Raw genomic sequence first — 24,191 nt, forward strand, 5'->3', positions numbered from 1 at the left:
TAACGAAGGCGACTTTGGGTCGCTCATTTGCGAGGCATAGCCCATGACTAACTGGTCCAGCAAGGACTCCTTGAAGGTCTACAACGTTCCCTACTGGGGTGCGGGTTTTTTCAATATCAATGACGCCGGTCATGTGACCGTCGCCCCCGACAAATCACGCCCTGACGCGCATATTGTGCTCTCTGACGCCATCGAACAGTTGCGTCAGTCCGGGCTGACCACCCCCGTGTTGCTGCGCTTCCCCGACATTCTCAAGAGTCGGGTCGATGCGCTGTTCAACGCCTTTGGTCAGGCCATCGAGAAGTCAGGCTATGAAGGGGACTACCTCTGCGTTTACCCGATCAAGGTAAACCAGCAGCGTCGTGTCATCGAGACCATCAGCCAGTCCTACAGCGACAAGCCCCGGCTTGGCCTGGAAGCTGGTTCCAAACCGGAACTGCTGGCCGTGCTGTCCCATCACCATGAGCAAGGCTCGGTGATCGTCTGCAACGGTTACAAAGACCGCGAATATATCCGCCACGCCCTCTTGGGCAACCTGATGGGCCACAAGGTCTACATCGTGGTGGAGAAGCCCTCCGAACTGGAAATGGTGCTGGACGAGTCAGCTCGTCTCAACATCAAGCCCAACATCGGGGTGCGTGCCAAGCTCGCTTCCACCGGCTCCGGCATGTGGGAATCGAGCGGTGGCTCCATGTCCAAATTTGGTCTCTCCGCCTCCCAGATCCTGGCGCTGATCGAGCGTCTGCGCGGGCTGGGCAAGCTGGATTGCCTGCAACTGCTGCACTTCCATCTGGGTTCCCAGATCGCCAATATCCGCGACATTCAGGGTGGCATCCGCGAGTGCGGCCGTTTCTACGCTGAACTGCGTCGCCTCGGTGCCAACATCGAAGTCGTGGACGTCGGTGGCGGCCTGGGTGTGGACTACGAGGGAACCCGTTCCCAGAGCCACTGCTCCGCCAACTACAGCCTCTCCGAGTACGCCAACAACGTGGTATGGGGCATCGGCGATGTCTGTCGCGAGTTCGATCTGCCGCACCCGACCATCATCAGCGAGTCTGGCCGTGCCCTGACCGCCCACCACGCCGTGCTGGTCACCAATATCATTGGTGCCGAAGGGGTGGAGATGAACGACATCAGCGCGCCGGACGAAGATGCGCCGACCATTCTGCAGAACATGTGGAAAGGCTGGCTGGATCTGCGCAGCGAAGATCCCTCCCTGCTGGAGATCTTCCATGACTCGGTGGCAGATCTGGGTGACGTGAATACCCAGTACACCATGGGCCTCTTGAACCTTGAACAGCGTGCCTGGGCCGAGATGCTGCACCAGAACACCTGTCTGGCGCTCAAAGAGATGCTCAACCCGGTCAACCGCAACCACCGTGCGCTGGCTGACGAACTGAGTGAAAAGCTGGCGGACAAGTGCTTTGCCAACTTCTCCCTGTTCCAGTCTCTGCCGGATGCCTGGGGTATCGGTCAGGTATTCCCGGTGATGCCGCTGGCTGGTCTCGATCGTCCGCTTAGCCGTCGCGGTATCCTGATGGATATCACCTGTGACTCCGACGGTCAGGTCGAGCACTATGTCGACGGTCTGGGGGTCGAGAGCACCCTGCCAATGCCGGTCTACGGCGAGAACGAAGAGTGCCACGTCGGCTTCTTCCTGGTGGGTGCCTATCAGGAGATCCTCGGCGATCTGCACAATCTGTTCGGTGACACCCACTGCGCGGAAGTGTGGTTGGACGAAGAGGGCAAGATGGACATTCGCAACGTGGTGCGTGGCGACACCGTCGACCAGCTGCTGCGTTACGTCAACATCGACCCGTCCGTGATCCGCGAGAACTACCAGCGGATCGCTGCCCACCCGGCGCTGGACGATGCCACTCGCAAAGCCCTGCTCGACGAGCTGGAGCTGGGCCTGCAAGGCTACGCCTATCTGGAAGACGAATAAGCGCCCGCGCTTGACGTTCGCGGTGAAGGCATAAAAAAGGGAGGCATTTGCCTCCCTTTGTCCTATCTGTTTCTCCTGTGGTGGTCAGGTCTGCGAGCTCAGCGCCTTGTGCAGATCCCGCTGCAACTGCTGATTGTCGTCTCTTTGCAGCTCCACAATACCCAATTGCAGCCCCTGCTCGATGGTGAGCGACCCATTCAACATGGCGTTGATGGCGGCTTCACTCAGCAGCATCACCCGGTCTTTGGGGTTTGGGCCGCTGGTGTGCAACTGGAGCAGTAGGGACTCCTTGCCTCGTACTCTGGACCAGAGTCCTGAGTCGATAAGCAGGATGGAGATCCCGCCACCTACCCCTGCCTGCTGGAGTCGACTTTTGAGGGTTTGTAGCCATGCCTGGCTACGGGAGAAGCCGGCTTCGCCTGTCAGGGCTGCCAAGGGGGGCAACTGCTCACGGCTCACCGCAGTCGCCGTCGCCATGGCAATATTGACCGTGCCGGGCCAGCTCTGTTCGAACGGATTGGGATAAAGGGCATCATAACCACAGCTCTGCCCTATCCCAGGGATGAGGCAGAGCAGGACCATGCATGCGCGCAAGGTGCGTTGCATCATGGCGTCACTATGTTGAACCAGAAGTTGAACTTGTCGAGCAGGCTGATGAAGTCACTGAACGTCTGCTGATCACCCTCGATCTTGATCTCGCCGTTGGCGATCTTCTGCTCCATGGTGCCCTGACCGAGCTGGATATCATCCAGCGTCTTCTTGCTCAGGGTAATGGTCACATCAGGCTTGGCGGCATAGCGGGTTGTGTGGTTGAGCACCGAGTTCTCCAGACTCAGGGTATGTTTCTCCTCGATGTCGGTGAACGCCATGTTGATGACCATCTTCTTGCCCGCCGCTTTCTCGGGATTAATGCGCACCGAGAGATAGTCAAACAGCATGCTGGGGCTCATGGCCCGGATGGTGTCCGGTGAGGCGGTGACTGTTCCGCCAACATTAGGAACGCCATTGCGCAGCTCATAGGCGCCTTGCAGATAGACGGAGCGCCACGGGCCGGATTCAGCCTGATAGCCCAGCTGCTCCAGTGCATCTGCCAGCAGCAGCTTGCCCTCTGTGTTGTTCGGGTTGGCAAACACCAGATGTTTGAGCACTTCTGCTACCCAGCGATATTCCCCCTTGTCGAACGAGGCCTTGGCTTTTTTCAGTACCTCCTGCTCGCCCCCCATGAACTCGATATATTTGGGGCCGACCATTTCTGGGGGCAGGTTGTCGAGATCGGAGGGGTTGCCGGAGTACCAGCCCATATAGCGCTGATAGATGGCGCGGCTGTTGTGGCGCAGGGTGCCGTAATAACCGCGGTTCGGCCAGAAGTCGTTGAGCTCGGGGGGGAGGGTGATTTGCTCGGAGATCTCCTCGCCGGTGTAGCCCATGTTCATCAGGCGCACCGACTGGTCGTGGATGTATTTGTAGAGGTCACGCTGCTTCTTGAAGTAGTCGACGATATTGGTATTGCCCCAGCGTGGCCAGTGGTGGCTCTGGAACTTGACCTCGGCCTGATCACCCCAGGTTTCGATGGTCTCGTTGAGAAAGCTGGCCCACTTCAGCGCATCACGCACCTGGGCGCCGCGCAGGGTGAGGATATTGTGCATGGTGTTGGTGGTATTTTCGGCCATCCATAATGCTTTGCTGTCCGGGAACCAGGTGTTCATCTCGGCCGGGGCTTCGGTGCCCGGGGTCATCTGGAAGACCATCTTGACGCCATCGACCGTCAGCGTCTCACCGGTTTTGGTGATAAAGCGGGTTGGCAGCAGCAGCGAGGGCACGCCGGTGGAGGTGGTTTGCCCCAGACCGCCATTGACGCCCCCCTGCGGGTTACGCGGCAGCAGGGCGCCGTACATGTAGACGGCGCGGCGGGCCATGGCATTGCCGGCGATGACGTTCTCCGACACCGCGTGTTCGGTAAATCCTTCCGGCGCGATGATCTCGACGCCGTTCTTTTTCACCTCGTCCAGCGAGTTGAACAGACCGGCGGCACCGCCGTAGTGATCCACGTGGGAGTGGCTGTAGACCACCGCAGTGACCGGGCGCTCCCCTTGGGTCTTGTTGATGAAGGCCAGCGCCGCCTTGGCGGTTTGCGGGGAGATCAGCGGATCGAACACCACCCAGCCCTTGTTGCCTTCGATAAAGGTGATGTTGGAGAGATCAAAGCCGCGAATTTGGTAAATCTTGTCGGTGACCTTGAACAAGCCGTACTGCATGTTGAGCTGGGCATTGCGCCACAGGCTGGGGTTGACGGTCTCCGGCGCGGCCTTATCGAGGCCGATGTAGGTCTTGTACTGCTCCAGATTCCACACCACGTTGCCCTTGTCATCCTTGATGGTCAGGGTCTCCGGTTTGGCGATAAAGCCACGCTGGGCATCCTCGAAATCCTGCTTGTCATTGAAGGGCAGGGTATTGAGCACCTGCTGGTTTGCCTTGATGGTAAATTCGCTGGCAGGCTTGGGGTCGATGGCGGCCTTGGCCGACTGCACAAGAGCAGGCTGCACAAGCAGTGCGCCACAGAGCAAGAGCGAGAAAATCGTGGGGGTGGAAAGCCTCGGTTTCATCGGTATGGCTCCAGATGGTGGTGTGGGTCGACAGGGCTAAGTGTAGTCAGGCTCAAGTCAGGGAAGAGAAGAAAGGGGGACTTGCGCTACACAACGCCATCCGGGAGGAAAACAGCAGGAATTGCGCCTGCAGGAGCACTGCCGTTGCACATCTTGATCTGTATCAAGATAGGTCGCAACGGGTTGTCTTACGGTCAGGAGTGATGTTGATGGGATGTAACAAAAGGATGTGCATATGGAACTGAAAAGGGACCCGAGATGCTATACCGACGTTTGTATCGACGGTAAGTGGTATCACTACGACCACTGCAGCACCAACGTCTATATGCTGATGGGAGGCGCCGCGCCGAGCCTTCAGCTAGCCTATGAGCCGAGCAGCGAAGAGGAGCTGATCGAGATGCTCCAGCAGCTGGGGCGCTTCTGACTTACCGAATTGATGTCTTGCCATATGGCCATCGGGCGCGTTGCCACGATGGCCACCACTCTTCACCGCTGTACCTTATCTCAGCGGTTTTTATTGCCCAATAACCCCTTGCCAATCTCCAGCATGGCGACGGCCGCGGCGTAGCTGCTATCGGACTTGCCAATCTCATCCGCCACATAAAGAAAATTGGACTGGTACTTCTCGACGGCCTCTCGCGGGCTGGCTGCGTCAATAAAGTCCTCCTCCACCTCGAATCCTTGGGTCAGCAGTGCCGCCTTTTCACTCAGAAAAGTCGGAGACGCCATGTCGATAAAGGTGTATTGCTGCCGATTGGACACCGGAATGGTAAAAAACTGGTATCTGGCCATGGGTAAATCCTCGCTTGAAGCGGGTGATAGATGACGTGACGCTGGTTTTAATCTGTGGCTCGCAGGCGGCTTCGTTTCCCTCGACGTCGCAGACCGTGCATGTCGGGAATGCCGCATTTTGTTTTCGTTCGAGACTACTTTGTTGGCGTTTGCCCGGCAAGTGGGTCGCAGAGATTTTCTGGATGATCCGAGCAACCGAGATGTTGTGGGCAGGGGCGAGACCGGGATAATGCCGGGCTCACGTTGAGCCCGGCTTGTCAGCGCTCTGTTACAGCACGAAGCTCTGTACCATGGCGCGCAGCTGTTCGGTGAGCTGGTGGATCTGGCGGGCGGCATCGCGGGCGGCGTTGGCCACTTGCAGCGCCTCGTCACTGCCATCGGAGATGCGCACCACGTTGCGTTCGATCTCGTTGACCACGGCTCCCTGCTGCTCGATGGCGCTGGCGATGATGGCGTTGGTATCGACCATTCGATCCACCTTCTCGGTGATGGCGCCGAAAGCCTGTTTTGCCTCCTGCGCCAGCCCGACCCCCTCCTGCGCTTCATGGCTGGCCGCCGACATGGCGGTGACCGAGGCGCGGGCACCGGATTGCAGCTGTTCAATCATCTGCTGGATCTCGACGGTGGCCCCCTGGGTGCGGTTGGCAAGAGACCGCACCTCGTCGGCCACCACCGCAAAGCCGCGACCCTGCTCACCGGCCCGGGCAGCTTCGATGGCAGCGTTGAGGGCCAGCAGGTTGGTCTGTTCGGCGATGCCGCGGATCACGCTGATGACGCCGCCAATCTGGCTGCACTGCTGTTCCAGTTGGCCTATGGTGTCGGCGGTACGCAGCACCTCGCGGTTGATATGGTCGATGGCCTTGATGGTTCGTTCCACCACATTCTCGCCCTGACCGACCACGTTCTGCGCCTCCTGGGTCATGCGGGCAGCTTGCAGGGCGTTGCCCGCCATGTCTTGTGAGGTGGCGGCCAGCTCCTTGATGGCGGTGGCCACCTGATGGGTCTCCCCTTGCTGATCGGCAATGACCTCCTGCGAGCGGCAGGTGCGCGCTTCGATCTCGGTGGCGCTCTTCACTACTGTGACGCCATTTTCACGCACCCGCAGCATCAGGGTGCGCAGGGTCTCCAGGGTCACGTTGTAATCCCGGCTGATGGCGGCCAGCTCGTCCTGACCGACGATCTCGATGTGCTGGCTGAGATCCTGGGCGTTGACCCGGGCGGCGATATCACGCACCCGCCCTACGGTGCCGCGCAGGGAGAGATAGGCACCGATCATCAGGTAGAGGTAGAGCAGCAAGCTGGCGGTCAGCGGCGCGGTGATCCACCAGAAGTGGCGTTGGTTGGCGGTCAGCCGCTGATGTAAGTCGGCCTCCAGCCGCTGGCGTACCTGGCCTGCCAGTGCAGTGATGGCCTCGTCCATCTTATCCCCCAGTGCCTGCACCTCCTTGGTGGAGAGCTGCACCAGCTGATCCTTCATCATCTTGTTTTCCATGGTCTCGACCCCCTGACGCACCAGCTGTATCAGAGCATCGGTCTGCTGACCCAGCTCGGCGCGGTAGGCCGGTTCCATCTGGTAGAGCAGGGTCAGATCGGCCTCCAGCTCCTGCAGGGTGGCGCTGATAAGGTCGAGGCGAAAACGCAGGCCGCTGTAGCCCTCTGCCTGAAACAGGCCGAAGTCGGCGATGGTGGCGGCGCGATCTCGCACTTGAGCCAGCAGGTCGCGCAGCTGCGGCAACCGCTCGCTGGCGAGGATCACCATGTAGTAGGTACCGAGCGCCGGATCCTGGATCAGGCTGCTACTGGCAGTAATGTGCTTGTAGAGGTGGCGCACCTCGGTCAGCAGCTTGTCGTGGCGCAAGTTGCTCTGCTCCACTTCCAGCTTGCCCGCTTCATTCTGCAAAGCGGCCCAGCCCTGCTGGATTACCTCAAAGGAGGGGGTGTTCTGGCGGGTGTCGGCAAAGGCTTGCAGGCTCTGATCAACGGCTTGTGCGGCTGCCTTGACCTGATCATCACCGACCGGATCCACCTCATGGGCGTGACGGGTCACCAGATTGCGATGGGTGAGCAGGGCTTGCTCGATAGCGGGCACGGGGGCGAGATTGACCACTCCCGCCAGCTCGCGGTTGGCCTGGACGTTGTCATCCTGCAGCCGCCCCAGCAGATTGGTCATGCTGTAGGCCAGTGGCAGCAGCATCAGGCAGGACCAGAGCAGGAATTTGTATTTGAAGGAGAGCTGATTGCCCAGCCGGATGGCGGGGTTGAAAATCCATTTCATGTTAAGCCTCGATACCTGAGTGCGGGCGTGATTCGTGTTGCCTGAATAGTACTCCGAGCGGCCTCCCTTGGGTGATGGCCGGTTGCAAGTTGTGATCCCCTTGGCTTTTTACTTCCGGGCGGGGGCGCGGTCAGCCGAGCCAATAGAAAACGGGCCACCCGAAGGTGACCCGCGGTCGATAAGGGGATATCCGCCTGCAACCGTCAGTTGAACGCCAGGAAGGGCGAGACGCAGAGCAGCAGGCCGGTGACGATGATGATGTAGAGGGAGGTGCCCTTGTACTTGTGTAGCGCCGGTACCTGATAGACCAGATAGGCCGGGATGAGGCAACCCACCATACCGAAGATGGGGCTGCAGATGGAGGTGAAGCTCAGTACCGGTGCGTTGAGCACGATGGCACCCCAGGAGAGCATGACGGTAAACACCATGATCCCTTTGCCTACCAATCCTTTGTTGATGCGGTTTTCCGGCAGCACCCGGCGCAACAGGTTCATCGCCAGACCCTGACAGGCTTCACGGAAACCGAGGTAAACGCCGAAGTAGGCGGTCATCACCGCGAAGATGTTGAGGGTGAGGCTGAGCAGCTTGAGGGTCTGGCCGGGCATCCCCTGGGCTACCATCGCCAGTGCGGAGATGTTCTCTTCAGAGGCTTTGACCGCCTGATCGTGGCCCATGGCCAGAGTGAAGGAGATCGCGTAGAAGAACACCACCACGAACAGGATGCCGAAGGCGATATTCATGGCGCGCATCGCCTTGAAGCGGGCTACTTCCAGCGACTTTTCCCGCGAGCGGTAGGAGATCACCATGGGGCTCAGGCTCTGGATAAAGAGGATGGAGGTGAGGGTAAAGGGCAGCATGATGATGGCATCCTTCATCCAGTCACCGGCAGCGGGCATGGCGGTGATGTTGGCCGCATCCCACTTGTCCACCATCATCAGGCCGAGCACGGCCACCACGCTGATCTTGGTCAGCACCATAAAGGTGGAGATCTTGAACAGCAGGTTTTCGCCGCGCGATGCCAGTGCCACCAAGCCACAGATCAGCACCAGACCGTAGAGCGGGTTTTCGGAGAGCAGGCCGTCGGTGACGCCGAAGCTCTGCAGGAAGGAGGCGCTGTCATTGGTGATGGCGGTGGAGTAGACGAAGACCCAGATCACCAGCATCACGAAGTAGAGCGCGCCGAGCAGCACACCCCAGTTCTTGCCAAGGTAGCCGGTGATGACGCTGGGATAATCCTTGCACTCCGGCGAGGTGGCCAGGGTGTTGATAAAGAGGCGCTGGAACATGTACATGGCGGGGTAGCCGATCACCGCTGAGAGCAGAAAGACCCACAAGCCCATCAGACCCACCTGTACCGGCAGGAAGACGATCCCTGCGCCGATGGCCATGCCGATGCTCATGATGATCCAGCCCCAGTCGGTGCTGTCGAAGCGAACCGCTTCTTTCCATTCCAGCGTGCCCATCACGGGGCTGGCGAGTGTAGTGCTATGCGCGTCCATTAAAACCTTCTTTTTTGTAGGGATGTGGGAAAGCGGCGCAAATATAGTTGAATAAAACTGTCATAAACAATGCCCATAAGAGTACTTTTGTTCAAATCAGGATGGTGATCACGGTTTATATTGAGGCCGAAAGGTGCCTTTAAACGCCATTTCTGTATCTTTTTGTTGAATGGATAAAATAAAAAGCAAATAATGTTGAGCGGAATGAGATTCATAATTGCAAAAAAAATTGCACAAACAGGAGTGGCTATATGAAACGCATCATCACAGCAGCAGCGGCACCTGACGCTATCGGTCCCTACAGCCACGGCACAGCCTATGGCGACCTTATCTTTACCTCCGGTCAGTTGCCGGTTTGCAAGCAGCAGGGTGGTGTGGTGGAAGGGGGGATTGCCGCCCAGACCCGCCAGTCACTGGAAAACCTGAAATCCGTGCTGGAAGCCGCTGGCGGCTCGCTGGATACCGTGCTCAAAACCACCTGCTACCTCGCCGAGATCAGCGATTTTGCCGCGTTCAACGAGGTCTATAAAGCCTATTTCCAGAAAGATTGTCCGGCGCGCAGCTGCTTCGCAGTGAAGGATCTGCCGATGGGCGTCAAGGTTGAAGTGGAAGCGATCGCCCATATCGCTCGTTAATGCTGATAAAAAGGTTCAAGTGATGAAACAAGCGTGGCAGCAGTATCTGCAGATTATTCAACAGGTTGTCAAACCAGCGCTGGGTTGTACCGAGCCAATTGCCGCCGCCTATGCCGCGGCTGTCGCCGCCCGGCAATTGAGCTGTGAGCCCGGTCGCCTCGAGGTTGCGGTGTCGGACAACCTCTATAAAAACTCGATGGGTGTTTATGTGCCGGGCACCGGCAAGATCGGTCTGGCCATTGCGGCCGCGGCCGGTGCCATCGGCGGCAACGCTGATGCCGGGCTGGAGGTGCTGGCCGCGATCCAGCCAGAACAGGTGGAGCGTGCCCAGCAGCTGATCGATGCCGGCAAGGTGCAGGTGAGCCGCACCGCCGCCCCCGAGTTTATCTTCTGCCGCGTGACCGTTTATGGCACTGATGACAAGGGTGAAGAGCACAGCACCGAAGTGACCCTCTGCGGCGGTCATACCCGCATCGTCGAGCAGCGCCGCGATGGCGAGGTGACCTTCACCGCCGATCAGAGCCAGGGCGGCGCCACCGGTTCCATCTGCGATGGCGTCGATATCAGCATCGCCGCCATCTACGAGTTCGCCACCCAGGTGGAGTTCGAGCAGATCAGGTTCATCCTCAAAGCCTCCGAGCTTAACGGCAAGCTCTCTGCCGAGGGGATGAATAACCCCTATGGCCTGGAGATTGGCCGCACCATGCAGCAGAACATCGATGCAGGTCTTATCGGCGAGGATGTGATGAACCGCATCGTGATGATGACGGCGGCTGCCTCCGATGCCCGCATGGGGGGGGCGACCCTGCCTGCCATGAGCAACTTCGGCAGCGGCAACCAGGGCATTGCCGCCACCATTCCGGTGATGGTGATTGCCGAGCGCTTTGCGGCCAGCGAAGAGCAGCTGGCTCGCGCCCTCATCATGAGCCATCTGGGCGCCATCTATATCAAGTCCCACTATCCGCCGCTGTCGGCCTTCTGTGGCAATACCGTGACCAGCGCGGCCGCCTCCATGGCCATGGTTTATTTGGCGGGCGGCAGCTTCGAGCAATCCTGCTTCGCCATCCAGAACGTGCTGAGCGACAGTGCCGGTATGGTATGTGACGGGGCGAAGGCCTCCTGTGCCATGAAGGTGAGTACCTCCTCCGGCGCGGCGGTGCGCGGCTTCCTGATGGCCCTCAACAGCCACTCGGTGTCGGGGCAGGGGATCGTCGCCGGCGACGTGGATCAGACTATCCGCAACGTCGGCCAGATGGTGAAGGAGGGCATGTCTGCCACAGACAGCACCATTATTGATATCATGTCCGCCTGATGTCCCTGTCGGTTGCTGCCCGGCGTCCATTGTCCGGCAGCAACCCTTGCAAGAAGGTCCCATTGTGAAGCTGCAAGAGTTGAGTCCGAGCGATTTTGAGATCCTCAAGTCGATGGAGAACATAGTGGATGGCATCGCCGCCATGTATGGTCAGCACACCGAAGTGCTGCTCCACAGTCTGGATGCGCGCAATCCCTCGATCGTCAAGATTGCCAACGGTCATATCACCGGCCGCAGTGTCGGCGCCCCCATCACCAACCTGGCGATGATGAAGCTCAAGAGCGGGCAGGATATCTCCAGCCCCTACATGACCAAGTGCGCCACCGGCAAGACCCTGCGCTCCATCACGACCGTGATCCGCAACGGGGAGCACAGGGCCATCGGGTTGCTCTGTATCAACAGCGACATGGATGCCCCGCTGCAATCCGTGCTGCGCACCATGATGCCGGAGTGCATGCATCCCCACGAGAGTCATGCCACCCCGGAGGTGTTCGCCCGCAACATCGACGAAGCGCTCAACAGCACTATCGACACCGTCAGTGCCGAGGTGCGCGGCAACGAGGCTGTGCCCCCGTCCCAGAAGACACGGGTCATCGTCAACCAGCTGCACGATATGGGGATCTTCGAGTTAAAAGACAGTGCCCAGATTGCGGCGCGCCAGCTCGGCATCTCGGTCCACTCCATCTACCGTTATCTGCGGGAGATCAAGAAGGGCTGAGCCGATACACTCTGGCCAAATTGGCAGCAAACGGGTCAGCCTTGACCCGTTTTTTACGCCCGCTTTAGCCTCTCTGTTTGGGCCATCCTTCGGGCTCATCTGCTATCATCTTCCCCCTCTATTTTTCTATCTCTCTGAACGTACTGGAGAAATCATGTCTCGACTCATCTATCTGCTGCGCCATGGCCAGACCCGCTTCAATGCCGAGCAGCGTCTGCAGGGGCGTTGCAACTCCGATCTGACCGACAAGGGTGAGGCGCAAGCCATCGCCATGGGGCGGCGCCTTGCCGCCGAACTGGCGGATCCCGCCCGCTGGACCGTCTATGCTAGCCCGCTCGGTCGCGCCCGTCAGACTGCACTGCTGGTGTGCGAGCAGTTGGGGCTGTCAGCTGATCGCATCATCTGGGACGACCGGTTAATGGAGCTCGGCATGGGGGAGTGGGAGAGTTGCCAGATACCGGTGCTGCTGCTCGCTCATCCCGAGCTCGATACCGGCAAGGGGGACTGGTATCTGCAGGCACCGGGGGCCGAGAGCTTCGAGAGCATTCAGCGCCGGGCACACCAGTGGTTGCAGGATCCCGCCATCACCGAGCGGGCCATCGTCATCTCCCACGGTCTGCTCGGTGCCATGTTGCGTGGCGTCTATGCCGATCTCGACTATGAGGCGACCTGGTCACAGGAGTTGCCGCAAGATGCCTTCTATAAGCTGCAGGATGGCCACATCACTCGCATCAGCTGTTAGTTTCGTGGACGTTGCCGCCATCAGTGCATGGACGATGCAGGCTGCAAAACGCTACGGATTTTGCTTTGCGAAGATTAGACATCAATGAAATGATGAATAGACTCAAAAAGCGCATTATCAATAAGGGCATTAGCCCTGCTCCTGCGGTGATGTGTTTAAGGTCTGGTTTTGCGAACAGGTTGCAACTTGCATTGCACTATGGTGCACAGACCGCGCTTTTTAATGAGGTAAGCGGGTGATTGTATTGAAATGAGTGGTCGCGTGATGCTTGGTGTATCAATTGCATATTAAACGACCAGTGGCCTGAGTATGAGGACGACACCATGAAAGGGATCTCGGTTCGTAGCAAATTATTGATGCTGGTTGTGGTACCGCTGTTTTGTATGATTTTGCTGTGCACTCTCTCCCTTTGGGGGATGCGCCTGATGAATCAGGCTGCCCATCAGGTGAATGAAGAGGAGGTGCAGCAGTTATCCGAACTGAAGCTGATTTCAGACTTGTATGCGGTCAGTGTCGTTGATGCGATCAATAAAGCGCATGTTGGATTAATCACCCGTGAAGAGGCAAAACGTTCCGTTACTGAAGCGCAGTTAAAAGCCGCAACGGAATGGAAGCGTTACATGGCCCAGAAGATGTCTGCGGAAGAGCGGGCGATAGCGGAGTCTGCCCAGGTATTGATGAACAAAGCCGACATTATACTGGATGGTATTAAGAGTGATCTTTCATTAAAAGCTCCTCTTGATAAGGCAATTCATCAGTTATACAGCACGGTTGATCCTTTTAATGAGGAGCTGGGCAAGCTGGTTGAACTCCAGCTGAGATTTGCAGATGAGCATGTTGGTACCCTGGAAAGTCTGGCCGTTGATTTTTCATTTGCCTTCCTCTCCATTACCGGGATTGCCCTGTTCGCTTTATCCGTGCTGGGGATCTGGATTTTTCGCGGGATCAGTCAACCGCTCACCGCTTTGCGCAGAGCACTTTACAAATTGCAGCATGAGCAGGATTTGACCGTCACCGTCCCCGTCATTCGGGAAGATGAATTGGGGCAAGTCGCACGGGCGCTGAATGATATGGTTAGCCATTTCCGCAGATTGATTGGCGAAATGGATGACGTGGCCGAACAGTTATCGACAGGCGCCGATGCACTGAACGAGCTGGGACTAACCAGTGCAGAGCAAATGGCCCAGCAGCGTCTGGAGACAGATCAGAGCGCTGCGGCGATGAATGAGATGAGCGCAACGGTTAACGAAATCGCTCAAAATACAAATAGTGCTGCAATTGCCGCCCGTCAGGCTGAAAACAAGGCAGAAGAGGGGCAAGCGGTTGTCAAGGAGACCATTGGGAATATGGCTCTGCTCTCTGGTCAATTGCAAAATACATCCACTGTGCTGCAAAACCTGGCCATCGAAAGCAATAACATTACCCAAGTGATGGGGGTTATTCGCTCGATTGCCGAACAAACCAATTTACTGGCACTGAATGCGGCAATTGAAGCCGCCAGAGCTGGTGAGCAGGGGCGTGGCTTCGCTGTTGTGGCTGATGAAGTCCGGGTACTTGCTCAGCGCACCCAAAACTCTACCGGAGAAATCCAGAATACCGTCAATCGCCTGCAACAGAATGCAACTATGGCTGTTGATAGTATGAATATCGGATTATCTGAAGTGGAGAAGACGAATACCCTGATGCTGACCTGCGGCGTCTCTTTGGAAGAAATTGTGAGTGCCGTGGATGATCTGAATAATCTCAATGTGCAGGTCGCCGCTGCAGCCGAAGAGCAAAGCAAAGTCACCGAAGAGATGACGCGCAGCATGGTCAATATTGCCGATATCGCAGTACATACCTCGGACTCGGCAGCCCATGTATCGGCCAAGTGTCAGCGTCTTGATGAGATGGCCAAGTCAATGAGAACACAGATTAATCATTTTAAATGGCGATCACATGCCGCTTGATATAGTTCGATGACATTACCCCCAGGCCCCGAGAGTTCGGGGCCTTTTTGTATCATGTTGGTCGTACTGCACCTGTGTTGAAACATGTCATCGGTTTCCATAGATATGGGAAGATTCATTACCGGACTGATGAAGTGAGGCTTTCCGAAAAATTGTGCATTTTTGACGGCAGCTGTCACCCTGAATGGCCATTTTTGCCGCAGTTCAACACATCAGAGCACCTTATCGCGGCAAGATGAGGTATCTTATGCCCCGATTTCATCCATTAAACGGATCCGAGACCCCATATGATCATCAAACCCAAGGTTCGCGGCTTTATCTGCACCACGACTCATCCGGTCGGTTGTGAAGCCAATGTTCGTCGCCAGATCGCTTATACCAAGGCCAAGGGCACCATCGAGAATGGTCCCAAAAAGGTGCTGGTGATCGGCGCTTCCACCGGTTATGGCCTGGCCTCCCGGATTGCGGCTGCCTTCGGTAGCGGCGCCGCCACCCTCGGCGTCTTCTTTGAAAAAGCGGGCACCGAGTCCAAGACCGGTACCGCTGGCTGGTACAACTCTGCCGCCTTCGACAAGGCAGCCAAAGAGGCGGGCCTCTACGCCAAGAGCGTCAACGGCGATGCCTTCTCCAACGAGTGCCGCGCCAAGGTGATCGAGCTTATCAAGCAGGATCTGGGTCAAATCGATCTGGTTGTCTACTCCCTGGCCTCTCCGGTGCGCAAGATGCCGGAAACCGGCGAAGTGGTGCGCTCTGCCCTCAAACCGATCGGTGAGGTCTACACCACCACCGCCATCGATACCAACAAGGATCAGATCATCACCGCCACCGTCGAGCCGGCGAACGAGGAAGAGATCCAGAACACCATCACAGTGATGGGCGGTCAGGATTGGGAGCTGTGGATGGCCGCCCTGCGTGATGCCGGTGTGCTGGCTGACGGCGCCAAGTCCGTGGCCTACTCCTACATCGGTACCGATCTGACCTGGCCAATCTACTGGCATGGCACTCTGGGCCGCGCCAAGGAAGATCTGGACCGCGCCGCTGCCGCCATCCGTGGCGATCTGGCTGCCAAGGGCGGCACCGCCCATGTGGCCGTGCTGAAATCCGTGGTGACCCAGGCCTCTTCCGCCATTCCGGTGATGCCGCTCTATATCTCCATGGCTTTCAAGATCATGAAGGAGAAGGGCATTCACGAGGGTTGCATGGAGCAGGTGGACCGCATGATGCGCACCCGTCTCTACGCGTCCGACATGGCGCTGGACGATCAGGCTCGCATCCGCATGGATGACTGGGAACTGCGCGAAGATGTGCAGCAGACCTGCCGCGACCTGTGGCCATCCATCACCAGCGAAAACCTCTCAGAATTGACCGATTACACCGGCTACAAGCAGGAGTTCCTGCGCCTGTTTGGTTTCGGTCTGGATGAGGTCGATTACGATGCGGATGTAAATCCGGACGTGAAATTCGACGTAGTCGAGCTCTGAGTCTGACTCAAGTGAAAACAGGGCCCCGCGGGGCCCTGTTTTTTTGGCAAACATTCCGCTAATTTGCGGAATTTTATTATCAGCGATCACCTTTTCCCCATATCAAACCCGCTAGTCTTGCGCTGATCGGATCACAGACGGCATTGCCGAGGTACGGAAGCTATGACCACTCCAAACGAGGCGCCCAAGAAGCGCCAACTCCCCACTGTTTATACCCTGCTTTTTATCATCATCGCTCTGATGGCCGCCCTGACCTGGGTGCTGCCAGCGGGCAAATATGACTATGTCACCGCCAAGACCCAGCAGCCGGTTGCGGCAGCGGCCGTGGCTGATTACAGCGGCGACGAGCGGCTGTTGCCGGTGCCCGGCAGCTACACCAAGTTACCCGCCCACCCGCAAGGAGTGTTCGAGGTGCTCAAGGCCCCCATTCAGGGCTTTCACAAGGCAGCCGACGTGGCGCTGTTTGTGCTCATCATCGGTGGTTTTCTTGCGGTGACCATGCAGAGCGGGGCGCTGGATGCCGGGGTGGGGGCCATTGTGCGCGGCTTTGCCGGGCGTGAGCGGCTGCTAATTCCTGTGTTGATCGCCCTGTTTGCCCTCGGCGGCTCCACCTTCGGCATGGCGGAGGAGACGGTAGCCTTCTGGGCGCTGATTGTGCCGGTGATGATGGCGGCGGGCTTCGATCGCATGGTGGCGGCGGGCATTATCCTGCTTGGCTCCGGGGTCGGGGTACTCGCCTCCACCGTCAACCCGTTTGCCACCGGCATTGCCTCCGGTTTTGCCGGTATCCCCATCGGTGAGGGGATTGGCCTGCGGGTCATCCAGTGGCTGCTGCTGGTGATCTTCGCCTCCTGGTTCGTGATGCGCTACGCCAAGCAGGTGCAGCAGGACAAGTCCCGCTCCGTGCTGGCCGACATCGTCTATGACGACGAGTTCTCCCAGATGAAGAGCGGCAACCTCGCCTTCACCGGCAAGCAGAAACTCACCATGCTGGTCTTCTTCGGCACCTTCCTGCTGATGATCTATGCGGTGGTGCCTTGGTCAGATCTGGGCATCGATCTGCTGCCCACCTTTGGCTGGTGGTTTGACGAGCTATCCACCCTGTTCTTCAGCGCCTCCATTCTGATTGCGCTGATAAACCGGATGCCGGAGTCCAACTATGTGGCGACCTTCCTGAGCGGCGCTCGGGATCTCATCGGGGTAGCGCTGGTGGTGGCGGTGGCGCGCGGCATCTATGTGGTGATGGAGCAGGGCGTCATCATCGACACCATTTTGCACTGGGCTGAAGGGCTGGTGACCGGACTCTCCTCGTCGGTCTTCATCCTGATGGCCTATTTGGTGCACATCATCCTGAGCTTCTTTATCCCCTCCACCTCGGGGCTGGCGACCGTCTCCATGCCGCTGATGGGGCCGCTGGCGGACTTCTCCGGTATTTCGCGGGATCTGGTGATCACCGCCTATCAGTCCGCCTCCGGCTGGATCAACCTGTTCGCCCCCACCGCCGCCCATCTGGTGGCCGGTCTGGCGCTCGCCAAGATCCCCTACGATCGCTTTGTGCGCTGGGTGCTGCCCTTCATCATCGGGGTGGCTCTCATCACCATGGCGGTGCTGGTGGCCGGTGCCCTGCTGCACGGCTGATGGCACGGATAAAACCACAGATAACAAAAAGGCTCCCGCGGGAGCCTTTTTCATGAGCTTTGCTTACTGCTTGTAGCCCTTGAGGAAGCGGGCGAGGCGACCGATGGCATCCTCCAGCTCCTCTTCGCGGGGCAGGAACACCAGCCGGAAGTGATCCGGCGCCGGCCAGTTGAAGCCGGTGCCCTGTACCAGCAGCAGCTTTTCCTGTTGCAGCAGGTCGAACACCATCTTCTGATCGTCGCGGATGTCATACACCTTGGGGTCGAGGCGCGGGAACATGTAGAGCGCCCCCTTGGGTTTGACGCAGGAGACCCCGGGGATCTCGTTCAAGAGCTCCCACGCCTTGTCCCGCTGCTTGCGCAGGCGACCGCCCGGCAGGATCAGCTCGTTGATGCTCTGATAGCCACCAAGGGCTGTCTGGATGGCGTGCTGCATCGGCACGTTGGCGCACAGCCGCATGGAGGCCAGCATCTCCAGTCCTTCGATATAACCGCGGGCACGGCCTTTGGGGCCGGTGATGACCATCCAGCCCTGACGGAAGCCGCAGGCGCGGTAGGCCTTGGAGAGGCCGTTGAAGGTCACCACCATCACATCGTCACACAGGGTGCAGACGCTGGTGTGGGAGATATCGTCGTAGAGGATCTTGTCGTAGATCTCGTCGGCGAAGATGATGAGGTTGTGCTGGCGGGCGATCTCGATCACCTCCAGCAGGAACTCGCTGCCGTAGACGGCGCCGGTCGGGTTGTTGGGGTTGATCAGCACCAGGCCGCGGGTGCGCGGGGTAATGCGGGCGCGGATGTCGTCGAGATCCGGATACCAGTCAGCCCCTTCGTCGCAGCGATAGTGCACCGCATGGCCACCGGAGAGAGTGACGGCGGCGGTCCAGAGCGGATAGTCAGGGGAGGGTACCAGCATCTCGTCGCCATTGTTGAGCAACGCCTGCATCGCCATCACGATCAGCTCGCTGGCGCCATTGCCTATGTAGATGTCGTCGATATCGACCTTGCGCATCCCTTTTTGCTGGTAGTACTGCATCACCGCTTTACGGGCAGAGAACAGCCCCTTGGAGTCGCAGTAGCCTTGGCTCAGCGGCATGTTGAGGATCACATCCTTGATGATCTCTTCCGGCGCATCAAAGCCGAACGGGGCCGGGTTGCCGATGTTGAGCTTGAGAATGCGGTGGCCTTCGTCTTCGAGACGGCGAGCCTCTTTATGCACCGGGCCGCGGATGTCATAGCAGACATCGTCGAGCTTGTGCGACTTGTCGATTGTGAACATGGTGACAGTGATTCCTTCCCCACAGGGACGCGTTGGCGAAAAAGGCGATTTTTAGTATCAAATTTCTTTTCCCCTATTCTTCACAGAATTGAATGCTAGAACAATCCTCTTTTTAGAAGAATTCCCTGATTTTTAGCCCTAAAACAGGGTTGCTAGAACGTTAAATTCAGCACGATCTTTGGTGCTAACCAAGGTTAACTAGTGAAACATGGGGAACGAATTAACAAAGCTGCCTGACTGTGTTGCAATATCCGGATCCTGTGGCACGATTGGCTTGTGTAAAAAATCGTCTTCGTCCCCCTTTTCGATGAGTTGAATGGCACTCATGGTGTCATCTTTATGTGGTTCGCTCATCGGCGTTCACTTCTGCGAGGTTTTCCCATGCAAGCACCCGTTCCAGGCCGCTATCGTCACTTCAAGGGGGGTTACTATCAAGTGCTTGCCTTGGCTCTGCATACCGAAACCCAGGAGCAGCTGGTCATTTATCAATCCGAGCAGGATGGTCAGGTCTATGCCCGTCCCGTCGCCATGTTTATGGAGTGGATTGAGCATCAGGGGCAGGTTGTCAGCCGTTTTGCCCCTGCAGGAGACTGACCACGCCTCCGTTTATATCGTTCAAGGGATGAGCACTCGAGCTAAACGGTGTCACAAGTTGTCGCATGACGCCCTTGGGTATGAGATGTGCAGCCAGCTGTCTTAATGATAAATCCCTTATCTAATCAACTAATTGTGACGAACATCACATTCAATGAGACCTGCCTGCCGGGTTCGCAATCTGGACTCACACTCCCATAATGCTGCGCTTGTTCAAGCATGGGCCCTTCTCGGGTCTTGTTCGGTGTTATCTCAAATGGGAGAAATAATGTGAAACCTGTTGCTGCTGAGTTTATGGGCACTTTCTGGCTGGTATTGGGCGGGTGCGGCAGTGCCGTGCTGGCTGCAGCCTTCCCTCACGTCGGGATTGGTCTGCTGGGGGTCTCGCTGGCTTTCGGTCTGACCGTGCTGACCATGGCGTTTGCCATCGGCCATATCTCCGGTTGCCACCTCAATCCGGCCGTGACCGTCGGTTTGTGGGCGGGTGGTCGTTTTCCGGCATCCGGTGTACTGCCTTATATCGTGGCGCAAGTGTTGGGTGGCATTGCCGCCGCTGCCGTGCTTTACGTGATTGCCAGCGGTCAGGCCGGGTTTGATCTCTCTGCCGGTTTTGCTTCCAACGGCTACGGTGAGCACTCTCCGGGTGGTTACAGTCTGACTGCCGCACTCGTATGCGAAATGGTGATGACCGGTTTCTTCCTGTTCGTCATCATGGGGGCCACTGATAGCCGTGCGCCTGCCGGTTTCGCGCCGATCGCCATCGGTCTGTGCCTGACCCTGATCCACCTCGTCAGCATTCCGGTGACCAATACCTCGGTCAACCCGGCCCGCAGTACCGGTGTTGCGCTGTTTGTCGGTGACTGGGCTATCAGCCAGCTGTGGCTGTTCTGGGTTGCCCCGATTGTCGGTGCCATTCTGGGTGCGCTGGCTTATCGCCTGGTGGCGACTGAGCAGAAGTAATCATTTGCGAAACAAAGTGTGGTATCGACACGCCTGCGGGCGTGTTTTTTGTTTCTGGAGGGGCGAGAAAAGAGCATTAACCGAGGCTAACCTCAGAGCCCTTTGACCTGCAGCATCTCTTTGTAGCGCAGGTGGAGGAGCTGGACGCGCTCCACATAGGCACGGGTTTCCGCATAGGGCGGGATACCGCCATGTTTTTGTACGGCGCCCGCGCCGGCGTTGTAGGCCGCGGTCGCCAGCGCCACGTTGCCGTCATACTGCTTGAGCAGTCCCGCCAGGTATTTCACCCCGCCGAAGATATTCTGCTCCGCCAGCAAGGCATTGCCGACCCCCAACTCCCGCGCTGTGGCGGGCATCAGCTGGGTCAGCCCCATCGCCCCCTTACGGGAGACCGCCAGCGGATTGAAAGCGGATTCCGCATGGATCAGCGCCCGGATCAGCGCCGGCTCAACCTGATAGGTTTTGGCGGCCGCCTTGATGGTGCTGGCATAGTCATAGAGAAACAGCCCTGTGGTCTGCCAGTTGACGCTGGATTTGGGGTCGCAGGCGAAGCAGTCGTTGAACAGCAGCAGCTCGTAATGGCCCTCTTCGGGTGCCATATCGGAGTAGCGAACCACCCCGTTTTGTTGCACCGATTTATAGACCTGGATCTGCTTCTTGCCGTTGGTGGCGACTGCCGCTGTTTGAGCGGTGTCGGGTTGTGAGGCGGGAGTGGCATCTTTGCTCGGACGCAAGGGGGAGGGAGCTGCGGTCAGGAAGATCACCTCCGCGGGGGGGGAGTCTGGCTCCATCCGCTCAGGGGGATCAACAACATATGGCCTGCCAGCATCCATGCTTTCAACCCTGATACTCCTTCTTGTGATGACCATGTTGAGTAAAGCATCATGACGAGGGCAGAACAAGCGGCCAACAGGGGGCAAATGATCCGATTCGGTGACCGGGATCAAAGTATCCGCCGCAATAAAGGATTGTCATCATAAAGCACGGTTTTGGCAGTCGGGCGGTGGGTCATGGCCTCTTCCACCGGGTAAGCAAGCTGCCCACGACGTCCGCTTTTTTGTTGACGAAAGGCATGCTATCGTGCTGGCGTCATGTGGTCGGATTAGCGCACCGTATCTGGCACTAATAACTGATTATCAAAGGATTTGTCTGTGACAAGCAAGCTGGCGATGGAACTCACTTTCGAAGAGTACTGCGATGCCGACCTCTCCCTTATCAGGGACTATTACGAGACGACGTTTTCCCACTATGTGCCGGATCTGGCCGAGCGGATCTTTGTCGTACGTGATGCTCACTGGCTGGTGGGGGCGGTTCGGTTGCGGGACGAGGAGGAGTTTTACCATCTGTGCGGCTTTCGCCTGTTGCCCCACTACCAGTCGCTGGGATTGGGGTCACGGCTGCTGCAGCACGCCTGTCACGGTCTGTTGGACAAACCTGTGGTCTGTCAGGCGCTGCCCTTCGAGAAGCCTTTCTATCTCAAGGCCGGGTTTGCCGATATGCCCCTCAATCAATTGAGCGGGTCGCTTTTCTCCCTCTACGAGCGGCAACAGCAGCAGGGGTATCAGGTGGAGCTGCTGGTACGGGATACCACCCAGCCCCTCCTGAATTGAGCGGTTTAGCGGGGTTTGGTAAGCAGGTGGATCTTGCCCGGTGACAGCTCCAGCCCCAGCAGATTCTCCTTCAGCCACGCCTGATCCGGATCCTTGTCATTGAGTTTGTAGACCGGTTTGGTCTCGAGCCGCTTCTCCATGCTCTGCAGCAGCATGTTGAGCATCAGCCCGAACTTCTTCTCGGCCGCCTCCGGCTCCAGCTTGTACTCCACCAGCTTCATGTTATCGAGAAACAGCGCGCTCTGGCTCTTGTCATAGCGGGGCCTCGCCTCATAGGTCATCTGCAGGCGGGCGTCATATTCGGTATTGTCTGGCAGGGCGATTTTGAGCTTGCCCTTGCCATAGACCCGGGCGGTATCAGGGCGTTGGCGACCGATTTGGACGTCGCTCTGCTCCAGCTGCACATGGGCCTTGATGATGCCCGGCAGCTCCAGCTGTTTGTCGACTTGCACCTGAGATTGCAGGTACTGGTTTATCTGTTGCTCATTGATGTCATATGAGCCTTGGCCTAGCATGGCCAGGCTGAGCAGCATAGATTGCAGGATCATGCGTGCGACCTGATAGAATGGATTTGCCTTACAGCATACCATCCCGGCCGGTTGGGGTCTGCCCACCGCGCTGTTTGTCGATTAGAAGGAGTCCCCGTTGTTTAACGGTCTGGAACACGATCTTCAACTGCTGTTTTCCCGTTTTCTGGGTTGGCTGCTACTGCTTTTTCATACCGTGATTGTCACCGGGGTGTCGTTTCGGGTGGTGATGAAACGCCGTCCCATCGGGGTGTCGCTGGCCTGGCTGGCGCTGATCTATGCCATTCCGTTTGCCGGGGTGGGTTTCTATGTGCTGTTTGGTGAAATAAAGCTGGGGCGCCGTCGTGCCGAGCGCGCCCAGGCCATGTATCGCCCTTATGCCATCTGGATCCGCCAACTGGCCCGTCTGTTCCCGCAGCACTGCTGCGAAGTGGGCGCCAAGGCACAGCCGCTGCACGATCTCATCCAGGGACGGCTCGCCATGCCGATGCTCTCTGGCAACCGCATGACCTTGCTCAACAAGCCGGACTGGATCTTGCGCGAGATTGCCCAGGATATCCGTCGCTCGACGCTCTCCTGCTATCTGGAGTTCTATATCTGGCATCCGGGCGGCGATGCCGATGAGGTGTGCGAGGCGCTGATTGAAGTGGCGCAACGCGGCGTGGATTGTCGCTTGCTGCTTGATTCGGTGGGTAGCAAGCAGTTCTTCCGCTCCCACTGGCCCAAAAAGCTGCGCAAGGCGGGGGTCAAGCTGGTGGAGGTGCTGCCGGTCGGCGCCTGGCGCATTCTGTTCCAGCGTCAGGATCTGCGGATGCACCGCAAGCTGGTGGTGATCGATGACAGGGTGGGTTACACCGGCTCCATGAACATGGTGGATCCCCGTTTCTTCAAGCAGGATGCAGGGGTCGGCCAGTGGGTCGACATCATGATCCGGGTGCAGGGGCCCATGGTGCCGCTGATGTGGTCGATCTTTGTCTGGGACTGGGAGATGGAGACCGGCGAGCGGCTGCTCGACAGTCTGCAGCATGAGCCGGAGGCCTGGCCCCAGACCAACTACCGCGCCCAGCTGATCCCGTCCGGCCCCTTCGTCGGCGGCGACTGCATCCAGCAGAGCCTGCTGCTGGCCATCTATCAGGCCCGCAGCCATCTGGTGCTGACGACCCCTTACTTTGTACCCGACGATCCGCTGGCGGCCGCACTCAGTTCGGCGGCGGCGCGCGGGGTGCAGGTGCAGCTGGTGTTGCCAGCACGCAATGACTCCATCATGGCCAATTACGCCTGCAACGCCTTTATGGAGGAGCTGCTGGCGGCCGGGGTGGAGATCTACCGCTACGATGCCGGTCTGCTCCATACCAAGAGCGTGCTGGTGGATGATGACTTCGCGCTGGTGGGGACGGTCAATCTGGATCGGCGCAGCCTCTGGCTCAATTTCGAGGTGACCCTGCTGGTGGATAACCCCTCGTTCGTGGCCCAGATGACCCGGCTGGTACAGGGCTATATGGCGGAAGCCACCCCGATGACCCTGGCCCAATGGCAGGCCCGCCCCTGGTACAAGAAGGCGATGGAGAACATCTTCTATCTCTTCAGCCCCTTGCTGTGATGTTGTGGCGAGCCGCAAGAAAGTGGACTCGCC

21 protein-coding genes are annotated in these 24,191 nt (G+C 58.2%); 13 read left to right on the forward strand and 8 right to left on the reverse strand.

Going from position 1 to position 24,191, the window contains the following annotated elements; all coding sequences use genetic code 11:
• Positions 1-43: 43 nt before the first annotated feature.
• A complete protein-coding gene (speA, locus tag ACTG2T_RS16675; protein WP_005344160.1) occupies positions 44-1,945 on the forward strand; it encodes a biosynthetic arginine decarboxylase in 1,902 nt (633 codons plus the stop codon).
• Positions 1,946-2,029: 84 nt separating this feature from the next.
• Here the strand turns inward: speA and ACTG2T_RS16680 are convergent, their stop codons facing one another.
• Together ACTG2T_RS16680 and ACTG2T_RS16685 are read right to left on the reverse strand one after the other, a co-directional pair.
• On the reverse strand, positions 2,030-2,554 hold the full coding sequence (locus ACTG2T_RS16680; protein WP_005361774.1) for a hypothetical protein: 525 nt from the start codon (positions 2,552-2,554) through the stop codon (positions 2,030-2,032).
• A complete protein-coding gene (locus ACTG2T_RS16685) occupies positions 2,551-4,548 on the reverse strand; it encodes an alkyl/aryl-sulfatase (protein ID WP_330124788.1) in 1,998 nt (665 codons plus the stop codon). Before ACTG2T_RS16685 ends, ACTG2T_RS16680 begins: the two co-directional genes overlap by 4 nt.
• A 235-nt stretch (positions 4,549-4,783) precedes the next feature.
• Between ACTG2T_RS16685 and ACTG2T_RS16690 the strand changes: the two genes are divergently transcribed.
• A complete protein-coding gene (locus ACTG2T_RS16690; protein ID WP_005334402.1) occupies positions 4,784-4,972 on the forward strand; it encodes a hypothetical protein in 189 nt (62 codons plus the stop codon).
• A gap of 80 nt (positions 4,973-5,052) precedes the next feature.
• Here the strand turns inward: ACTG2T_RS16690 and ACTG2T_RS16695 are convergent, their stop codons facing one another.
• From ACTG2T_RS16695 to ACTG2T_RS16705, 3 genes are all read right to left on the reverse strand, one after another.
• Positions 5,053-5,340 carry a hypothetical protein gene (locus ACTG2T_RS16695; protein ID WP_330124789.1) on the reverse strand — a complete coding sequence of 96 codons (288 nt, stop codon included), beginning with the start codon at positions 5,338-5,340 and terminating at the stop codon, positions 5,053-5,055.
• A 268-nt stretch (positions 5,341-5,608) separates the two neighbouring features.
• Positions 5,609-7,615, reverse strand: coding sequence for a methyl-accepting chemotaxis protein (locus tag ACTG2T_RS16700; protein WP_330124790.1), 2,007 nt, complete (start codon positions 7,613-7,615; stop codon positions 5,609-5,611).
• Positions 7,616-7,818: 203 nt separating this feature from the next.
• Positions 7,819-9,114, reverse strand: a complete 1,296-nt coding sequence (locus ACTG2T_RS16705; RefSeq protein WP_110302463.1) for an amino acid permease — start codon at positions 9,112-9,114, stop codon at positions 7,819-7,821.
• 251 nt (positions 9,115-9,365) lie between these two features.
• On the opposite strand from ACTG2T_RS16705, the gene ACTG2T_RS16710 reads away from it, so the two are divergent.
• The 7 genes from ACTG2T_RS16710 (at position 9,366) to ACTG2T_RS16740 (ending at position 17,589) form a co-directional block, all read left to right on the forward strand.
• On the forward strand, positions 9,366-9,749 hold the full coding sequence (locus ACTG2T_RS16710) for a Rid family detoxifying hydrolase (RefSeq protein WP_005344164.1): 384 nt from the start codon (positions 9,366-9,368) through the stop codon (positions 9,747-9,749).
• A 22-nt stretch (positions 9,750-9,771) separates the two neighbouring features.
• Complete coding sequence (locus ACTG2T_RS16715; protein WP_330124791.1) at positions 9,772-11,061, forward strand: L-cysteine desulfidase family protein; 1,290 nt, start codon at positions 9,772-9,774, stop codon at positions 11,059-11,061.
• Between the two features lie 64 nt (positions 11,062-11,125).
• Positions 11,126-11,779: a helix-turn-helix transcriptional regulator gene (locus ACTG2T_RS16720; protein ID WP_005334376.1), complete on the forward strand. Its 654-nt coding sequence runs from the start codon at positions 11,126-11,128 to the stop codon at positions 11,777-11,779.
• A 154-nt stretch (positions 11,780-11,933) separates the two neighbouring features.
• A complete protein-coding gene (locus ACTG2T_RS16725; protein ID WP_330124792.1) occupies positions 11,934-12,521 on the forward strand; it encodes a histidine phosphatase family protein in 588 nt (195 codons plus the stop codon).
• A gap of 323 nt (positions 12,522-12,844) precedes the next feature.
• A complete protein-coding gene (locus tag ACTG2T_RS16730) occupies positions 12,845-14,470 on the forward strand; it encodes a methyl-accepting chemotaxis protein (protein WP_330124793.1) in 1,626 nt (541 codons plus the stop codon).
• Positions 14,471-14,757: 287 nt separating this feature from the next.
• Positions 14,758-15,951 (forward strand): enoyl-ACP reductase FabV, encoded by a 1,194-nt coding sequence (gene fabV, locus ACTG2T_RS16735; RefSeq protein ID WP_005361765.1) that lies wholly within the window; start codon positions 14,758-14,760, stop codon positions 15,949-15,951.
• 162 nt (positions 15,952-16,113) lie between these two features.
• The gene (locus ACTG2T_RS16740) at positions 16,114-17,589 is read left to right on the forward strand and encodes a YfcC family protein (RefSeq protein WP_330124794.1); all 1,476 of its coding nucleotides are present in this window, start codon (positions 16,114-16,116) and stop codon (positions 17,587-17,589) included.
• A 63-nt stretch (positions 17,590-17,652) separates the two neighbouring features.
• On the opposite strand, the gene ACTG2T_RS16745 is transcribed toward ACTG2T_RS16740, so the two are convergent.
• A complete protein-coding gene (locus tag ACTG2T_RS16745) occupies positions 17,653-18,867 on the reverse strand; it encodes a pyridoxal phosphate-dependent aminotransferase (protein WP_005334367.1) in 1,215 nt (404 codons plus the stop codon).
• Between the two features lie 381 nt (positions 18,868-19,248).
• Between ACTG2T_RS16745 and ACTG2T_RS16750 the strand changes: the two genes are divergently transcribed.
• The gene (locus tag ACTG2T_RS16750) at positions 19,249-19,461 is read left to right on the forward strand and encodes a DUF1653 domain-containing protein (protein WP_005334366.1); all 213 of its coding nucleotides are present in this window, start codon (positions 19,249-19,251) and stop codon (positions 19,459-19,461) included.
• Between the two features lie 270 nt (positions 19,462-19,731).
• On the forward strand, positions 19,732-20,421 hold the full coding sequence (aqpZ, locus tag ACTG2T_RS16755; RefSeq protein WP_005334357.1) for an aquaporin Z: 690 nt from the start codon (positions 19,732-19,734) through the stop codon (positions 20,419-20,421).
• A 92-nt stretch (positions 20,422-20,513) separates the two neighbouring features.
• Here aqpZ and ACTG2T_RS16760 read toward each other — a convergent pair whose 3' ends face one another.
• The gene (locus ACTG2T_RS16760) at positions 20,514-21,212 is read right to left on the reverse strand and encodes a lytic transglycosylase domain-containing protein (RefSeq protein ID WP_439973801.1); all 699 of its coding nucleotides are present in this window, start codon (positions 21,210-21,212) and stop codon (positions 20,514-20,516) included.
• A 378-nt stretch (positions 21,213-21,590) separates the two neighbouring features.
• Here ACTG2T_RS16760 and ACTG2T_RS16765 point away from each other — a divergent pair, with 378 nt between their 5' ends.
• Positions 21,591-22,031: a GNAT family N-acetyltransferase gene (locus ACTG2T_RS16765; RefSeq protein ID WP_041980377.1), complete on the forward strand. Its 441-nt coding sequence runs from the start codon at positions 21,591-21,593 to the stop codon at positions 22,029-22,031.
• A 5-nt stretch (positions 22,032-22,036) separates the two neighbouring features.
• Here the strand turns inward: ACTG2T_RS16765 and ACTG2T_RS16770 are convergent, their stop codons facing one another.
• Complete coding sequence (locus tag ACTG2T_RS16770) at positions 22,037-22,579, reverse strand: DUF1439 domain-containing protein (protein WP_040065150.1); 543 nt, start codon at positions 22,577-22,579, stop codon at positions 22,037-22,039.
• Between the two features lie 97 nt (positions 22,580-22,676).
• Between ACTG2T_RS16770 and cls the strand changes: the two genes are divergently transcribed.
• Positions 22,677-24,158, forward strand: a complete 1,482-nt coding sequence (gene cls / locus ACTG2T_RS16775) for a cardiolipin synthase (protein ID WP_005361740.1) — start codon at positions 22,677-22,679, stop codon at positions 24,156-24,158.
• Positions 24,159-24,191: the final 33 nt, after the last annotated feature.

Source organism: Aeromonas sp. 75A (assembly GCF_051919425.1).
In the GTDB taxonomy this organism is placed as follows: Bacteria; Pseudomonadota; Gammaproteobacteria; order Enterobacterales; family Aeromonadaceae; genus Aeromonas; species Aeromonas veronii.

What these genes read in the sequence shown, in the direction of transcription:
- speA (WP_005344160.1), top strand. Translation starts at nt 44, where the DNA reads ATGACTAACTGGTCCAGCAAGGACTCCTTGAAGGTCTACAACGTTCCC.
- ACTG2T_RS16715 (WP_330124791.1), top strand. Translation starts at nt 9,772, where the DNA reads ATGAAACAAGCGTGGCAGCAGTATCTGCAGATTATTCAACAGGTTGTC.
- ACTG2T_RS16705 (WP_110302463.1), bottom strand. Translation starts at nt 9,114, where the DNA reads ATGGACGCGCATAGCACTACACTCGCCAGCCCCGTGATGGGCACGCTG.
- ACTG2T_RS16680 (WP_005361774.1), bottom strand. Translation starts at nt 2,554, where the DNA reads ATGATGCAACGCACCTTGCGCGCATGCATGGTCCTGCTCTGCCTCATC.
- ACTG2T_RS16730 (WP_330124793.1), top strand. Translation starts at nt 12,845, where the DNA reads ATGAAAGGGATCTCGGTTCGTAGCAAATTATTGATGCTGGTTGTGGTA.
- ACTG2T_RS16700 (WP_330124790.1), bottom strand. Translation starts at nt 7,615, where the DNA reads ATGAAATGGATTTTCAACCCCGCCATCCGGCTGGGCAATCAGCTCTCC.
- ACTG2T_RS16725 (WP_330124792.1), top strand. Translation starts at nt 11,934, where the DNA reads ATGTCTCGACTCATCTATCTGCTGCGCCATGGCCAGACCCGCTTCAAT.
- ACTG2T_RS16750 (WP_005334366.1), top strand. Translation starts at nt 19,249, where the DNA reads ATGCAAGCACCCGTTCCAGGCCGCTATCGTCACTTCAAGGGGGGTTAC.
- ACTG2T_RS16695 (WP_330124789.1), bottom strand. Translation starts at nt 5,340, where the DNA reads ATGGCCAGATACCAGTTTTTTACCATTCCGGTGTCCAATCGGCAGCAA.
- ACTG2T_RS16745 (WP_005334367.1), bottom strand. Translation starts at nt 18,867, where the DNA reads ATGTTCACAATCGACAAGTCGCACAAGCTCGACGATGTCTGCTATGAC.
- ACTG2T_RS16765 (WP_041980377.1), top strand. Translation starts at nt 21,591, where the DNA reads ATGGAACTCACTTTCGAAGAGTACTGCGATGCCGACCTCTCCCTTATC.
- ACTG2T_RS16740 (WP_330124794.1), top strand. Translation starts at nt 16,114, where the DNA reads ATGACCACTCCAAACGAGGCGCCCAAGAAGCGCCAACTCCCCACTGTT.
- ACTG2T_RS16685 (WP_330124788.1), bottom strand. Translation starts at nt 4,548, where the DNA reads ATGAAACCGAGGCTTTCCACCCCCACGATTTTCTCGCTCTTGCTCTGT.
- fabV (WP_005361765.1), top strand. Translation starts at nt 14,758, where the DNA reads ATGATCATCAAACCCAAGGTTCGCGGCTTTATCTGCACCACGACTCAT.
- ACTG2T_RS16760 (WP_439973801.1), bottom strand. Translation starts at nt 21,212, where the DNA reads ATGGAGCCAGACTCCCCCCCCGCGGAGGTGATCTTCCTGACCGCAGCT.
- ACTG2T_RS16710 (WP_005344164.1), top strand. Translation starts at nt 9,366, where the DNA reads ATGAAACGCATCATCACAGCAGCAGCGGCACCTGACGCTATCGGTCCC.
- ACTG2T_RS16690 (WP_005334402.1), top strand. Translation starts at nt 4,784, where the DNA reads ATGGAACTGAAAAGGGACCCGAGATGCTATACCGACGTTTGTATCGAC.
- ACTG2T_RS16770 (WP_040065150.1), bottom strand. Translation starts at nt 22,579, where the DNA reads ATGATCCTGCAATCTATGCTGCTCAGCCTGGCCATGCTAGGCCAAGGC.